Here is a 5,489-nt window from a genome sequence, read left to right as displayed (position 1 = left end):
AGTTTGGGGGTTCTACCCCCCAAAGGCTTGGATTGAGTGATAAAATCGGAAGTAATACGGCCATCCGTTGAGTATAGGCTACATATCAGGAGAGGCAGTCATGCAAAAGGGGGAATAAATAATCAGTTTTTAATAACTGGATTTAGTAGAATAACTTAAAAGCCGTTTAATGCCGATGACCAGTCTTATTTCCCCCACTACCGTCTCCTCAACCCGTTTAAGTCTCAGCTATCAAGTGGCTATGCCGGAACCGACTTCACACCTCTTTGAAGTTACTCTACAGATTACCGGTTGGCAAGCTCCGATTTTAAACCTAAAAATGCCGGTTTGGACTCCCGGTTCCTATCTAGTGCGGGAATACTCCCGTTTAGTTCAAGATTTTCAAGCTATTAACCTTAACAGTCGCAAAGTTGCTAAAAATCACTGGCAGATTGACAATGGTGACAGTTCCGAAATAACGGTCAAATATCGCGTTTTTGCCCACGATTTAACCGTCAGAACCAACCATCTCGATGATACTCACGGTTACTTCAACGGGGCTGCTTTATTTTTCTATATCCCCGATTATCAAAAACATCCCCTCACCCTGACAATTATCCCCCCCCATGGCGATTGGCGCGTTACCACTGCCTTAAAATCTTTATCCGGACAGAAAAACACCTTTCACGTTCCCGATTTTGATACCCTAGTGGACAGTCCTGTGGAGGTGGGGATTCATCAGTTATACGATTTTGTCGTCGAGGGAAAACCCCATCAATTAGCTATCTGGGGACGGGGAAACGCCAATCCTAGTCAAATTATCGCCGATACCACTAAAATTATTCAAACCGAGTCGGCTATGTTCGGTGGACTCCCTTATGATAATTATCTCTTTTTGCTACATCTTTCGGCGGCTGGTTACGGGGGACTAGAACATAAAAATTCCTGTACCCTTAACTATGCGCGTTTGGGATTGCGAGATAAGGATAAATATAATCGTTTTCTGCAATTAGTCGCCCATGAGTTCTTTCATCTCTGGAATATCAAGCGTATTCGCCCAAAAGCTTTAGAAAGCTTCGATTATGATGCAGAAAATTATACTTCTTCCCTCTGGTTTGCCGAAGGAACCACCAGTTATTACGATATAGTAATCCCTCTACGGGCGGGAATATACGATAGTAAGACTTTTTTAGAGCTTTTAAGCAAAGAAATCACCCGTTATCTCAATATACCCGGTCGTCTTGTCCAACCTCTAGGCGAATCGAGTTTCGATGCCTGGATAAAACTCTACCGACGGGATAGCAATAGCGATAATAGTCAAATTTCCTACTATCTCAAGGGGGAATTATTGTCGCTGCTTCTCGATTTACTAATTCGCACCCACACCGATAACCGTCGTTCCCTCGATGATGTTTTACGCTCGATGTGGCAACATTTCGGTAAAGAGGAGATTGGTTATACCGATGGGGAGTTGCAGGCAATTCTCGAATCTGCCGCAGGGGTGGATTTAAGCGACTTCTACCGCCGTTATATCGACGGTTTAGAAGAATTACCCTTTAATCAATATCTTGAACCTTTTGGACTCTATCTGCGGGGTGTTGACAATGGGGAGACGATACCTTATCTGGGAATGCGGCTACAGAGTGAAGCGGGTAAAGAAATAATTAAATTTGTCGAGATGGGTTCCCCTTGCCAAAAAGCGGGAATTAATGCTGATGATGAGTTATTGGCTATCGATGGATTGCGGGTGACGGCGGAACAGTTAAACGAAAGATTAAAAGACTACCGCGCAGGTGATATTATTCAGATAACAGTCTTTCATCTCGATGAATTGCGAACCCTTGCTGTTCCACTGGCTGCCCCGCAGACGATTCGCTATGAAATTATCAGGGTAGAAAATCCTTCTAATAGCCAGAAACAAAATTTTTCCGCATGGGTAAATCCCGTTTAGTTCTTGGTTCAATCAAAAAAAAATGTCTATTACCGAAATTCCTTTCCTTCCTCTCGCCTATTTTGAGAATAAATTTATCCCTTTTAGCGAGGCAAAGTTATCCGTTGCTACCCACGCACTACACTACGGAACTGCCGCTTTTGGGGGTTTACGAGGTACTCCCGACCCTAACAATGCTGGACAGATATTATTATTTAGATTAGAACGTCATTGTCAGCGTTTAAGTCAAAGTGCTAAGTTTCTTAATTACGAGATTCCTGCCGATAAAATCTATCAAATAATTATCGATTTTGTTAAAAAGAATCAGTGTCATCGACCTTTTTATATTCGTCCCCTTGTCTATAGTTCCGGGTTGGGAATTGCCCCGCGATTGCATGGTATCGAGAAGGATTTTCTAGTCTATGGTCTAGAAATGGATGATTATTTAGCAGCCGATGGGGTTAACTGTCGGATTAGTTCTTGGTATCGTCAAGAAGATAGAAGTTTCCCGTTGCGAGGTAAAATTAGCGCCGCTTATATCACTTCTGCTTTAGCAAAAACGGAAGCGGTAGAATCGGGGTTTGATGAGGCAATTTTAATGAATTCCCAAGGCAAGGTCTGTGAAGCGACGGGAATGAATATTTTTATCATCAGAAATGGTCAGCTAATTACTCCTAGTTTTGACCAAGATATCCTAGAGGGGATTACTAGAGATAGTGTTTTAACTATTGCGCGGGATTTGGGTATTCCGGTTATTGAAAGACCCGTAGATAAGACGGAGTTATTTATCGCTGATGAGGTGTTTTTAAGTGGCACTGCGGCGAAAATTACTCCGATTAAAAGGATTGAAACTTTTTCTTTACCTGCGGCTAAACCGATTACTTATCAGTTAAAAGAAAAGTTAAGTTCTATCGTTCTTAATCAGGAACCAAAGTATCAAGATTGGATTACTCAAGTTCCTTTATAGTTAGAGAAATTTACTTGATTTTTCCTTGAGATGCGTCATCATTTTACGCATCTCAAGGAACCCTGAAATAAACAGAATTTATCTATTTTTCGGTTTGATTCCTTCCTGTATGTAGGGTATAGTTCTCTTAGGATCAATCTTCAGCACGGGTTTCTTCCCTGTTGCTGTTTTTTCTTGTTGATTGTCGGTTTTTTGCTGATTTTGATTATTATCGGTTGTATGTTCCATAGTAGAGCAAATAAGTATGACAAATATTCGGCTTACCTATGATTATACCTTAAACTCTATCAAAGTTGTCAAGGATAGTATTAATCAACTAAATACAAAACTTACTTTGATTCTGACTATTAGCGGTGTTTTGGTTAATTTTGGCAAAGATTTACCTGCTTATATAGTTTCCCTTGAATGTAACCAGTCTATTTATCCTTGTCTTAGCTGCTATCTTTTGAAATTTTTGGCTTATTTATTCACAATTATTACTATTGGCTTAGGATTATGGGGTCTATCCCCAGTAGTGGGTGGTGAAATTATCCTACCAGAACAATTGCTTGCTGAGGAATGGAACCAAGCAGAGGAAGAAGACTATCTAACGGCTTTAATACAATATTTACAAACAGAAACTTTAGTTATAATCTCTAAAATTAGAGAGCAAAAAGCAATTAGATTAAATTGGGCAATTAGGACGATAGTAACAGCAGTAATCTTGTTTTTATTAGATGAGATGATTTTTATTTCTATTCCTGTTTTGGGTAAATTTTGTGCGGGGATATAACCCTAACTACCTTACTGCGCTAACACAGCCTACTTAATATTTTCTTGAAAAATAAGCTCTTGGGATTATTTATTGATCATTTATATTCGAGAAATTCTCAGCAGATAATGTGGATAATCTAGTCGATATTGTCATAAAAGTTAACAACGCTCACTGAATTTTCTTGATACACCCCAACTAGGGATAAATTTCCGGTATCGCCGGTCACTGAAATAGGTACAATAAACATTGGCTCGTTTTCATAGAGAACTTAAATGACGCAAAATAATCCCCTAGAGTTGATTGAGAAGTTAGAAACAGGAATCCCCGGCTTTGATTTTCTTTCGGAAGGGGGATTACCGAAAGGACGAGCAACTTTGATAGCGGGGACGGCAGGAAGTGCTAAAACGGTTTTTGCCTGTCAATTTCTGGCAGAAGGCATCAAAAATGGAGAAAATGGCGTTTTTGTCACCTTCGAGGAGCCACCCCAAGCACTAAGAAAAAATATGGGTGGTTTTGGTTGGAATATCCGGCAGTGGGAGGAGAATCGTCAATGGGCCTTTGTCGATGCTTCCCCCCAACCGGAAGAAAAGCCGATGGTGACGGGAGAATACGACCTAGGCGCATTAATCGCTCGCATTGAGTTTGCTATCCGCAAAAATAAAGCCAAACGGGTGTCTATGGATTCTTTAGGCGCAATTTTCAGCCATTTAAGTGATAGCGCTCAAGTGAGAAGTGATCTTTTTCGTCTGGCAACCGCTTTGCGAGAATTGGAAGTAACAGCGATTATGACCGCAGAAAGAACCCAAGAATACGGCGAAATCAGTCGTTATGGGGTGGAGGAGTTTGTGGCCGATAATGTGGTGATTTTACGCAACGTTTTAACCGATGAGAAAAGAAGAAGGACGATCGAAATTTTAAAATATCGGGGAACCGATCACCAAAAAGGAGAATTTCCTTTTACAATTATTCCCAACAAAGGGGCCGTGATTATTCCTTTATCAGCCATTGAATTAGAACAAAAATCCTCTAATATTCGTATTACTTCCGGCAGTCTGGAACTCGATAGAATGTGTGGGGGTGGTTTCTTCCGCGATTCGGTTATTTTGGTTTCAGGAGCCACGGGAACGGGAAAAACCCTGATGGTGACAGAATTTATGGCCGGGGGAGTAACCAATGGGGAAAGATGTTTAATTTTTGCCTTCGAGGAAAGTCGCGAACAGTTATTTAGAAATGCTACCGGTTGGGGTGTGGATTATGACCGCATGGAAAAGGAAGGTAAATTAAAGGTAGTCTGCCGTTATCCCGAAACTACGGGTTTAGAAAATCATTTAATTATGATGAAGGAAATTATCGAGGAGTTTCAACCGAATCGAGTGGCAGTAGATAGTTTATCTGCTTTAGAAAGGGTTTCTAATCTGAAAGGATTTCGGGAATTTATTATCGGTTTGACTTCTTTTATTAAGCAAAAAGAGGTGGGAGGATTATTTACTTCCACCACTCCCACTTTATTAGGAGGTTCCTCGATCACAGAAGCGCATATTTCTACAATTACCGATTCAATTATTCTGCTGCGTTATGTGGAAATGTATGGAGAAATGCGCCGCGGGATCACTGTTTTAAAAATGCGCGGTTCTATGCACGATAAGGATATTCGTGAGTTTTCGATCGATCATCAAGGTATGCACATCGGTCAACCTTTCCGCAATGTTACCGGAATTCTGGCTGGAACTCCTATGTACACAGCACAAACAGAAGTAGAACGTTTGAGTGGATTATTCGAGGATCGTAGTTAGGGTTTGCGGCAAAAAGTTTTTCGGTGGGGGTAGGGTGTAGGGTGTGGGGTGTGGGGTGTAGGGTTT

4 protein-coding genes are annotated in these 5,489 nt (G+C 41.1%); all 4 read left to right on the top strand.

What is annotated here, in order from left to right; all coding sequences use genetic code 11:
* Positions 1 to 169: 169 nt before the first annotated feature.
* The 4 genes from PX636_RS14265 to kaiC all read left to right on the top strand — a co-directional run bounded on the left by PX636_RS14265 (position 170) and on the right by kaiC (position 5,423).
* Positions 170 to 1,930, top strand: a complete 1,761-nt coding sequence (locus PX636_RS14265; protein WP_041804174.1) for a M61 family metallopeptidase — start codon at positions 170 to 172, stop codon at positions 1,928 to 1,930.
* A 22-nt stretch (positions 1,931 to 1,952) separates the two neighbouring features.
* Positions 1,953 to 2,876 (top strand): branched-chain amino acid transaminase, encoded by a 924-nt coding sequence (locus PX636_RS14260; RefSeq protein WP_002797102.1) that lies wholly within the window; start codon positions 1,953 to 1,955, stop codon positions 2,874 to 2,876.
* Between the two features lie 244 nt (positions 2,877 to 3,120).
* Positions 3,121 to 3,648: a Pycsar system effector family protein gene (locus PX636_RS14255; RefSeq protein ID WP_002761637.1), complete on the top strand. Its 528-nt coding sequence runs from the start codon at positions 3,121 to 3,123 to the stop codon at positions 3,646 to 3,648.
* Positions 3,649 to 3,902: 254 nt separating this feature from the next.
* Entirely contained in the window at positions 3,903 to 5,423 is a 1,521-nt protein-coding gene (gene kaiC / locus PX636_RS14250) for a circadian clock protein KaiC (RefSeq protein WP_002797104.1), read from the top strand.
* The last annotated feature ends 66 nt before the right edge of the window (positions 5,424 to 5,489 follow it).

Source organism: Microcystis sp. M53598_WE2, from assembly GCF_030067735.1.
Taxonomy (GTDB): Bacteria; Cyanobacteriota; Cyanobacteriia; order Cyanobacteriales; family Microcystaceae; genus Microcystis; species Microcystis aeruginosa.
This window is presented reverse-complemented; position numbering and strand designations above follow the sequence as displayed.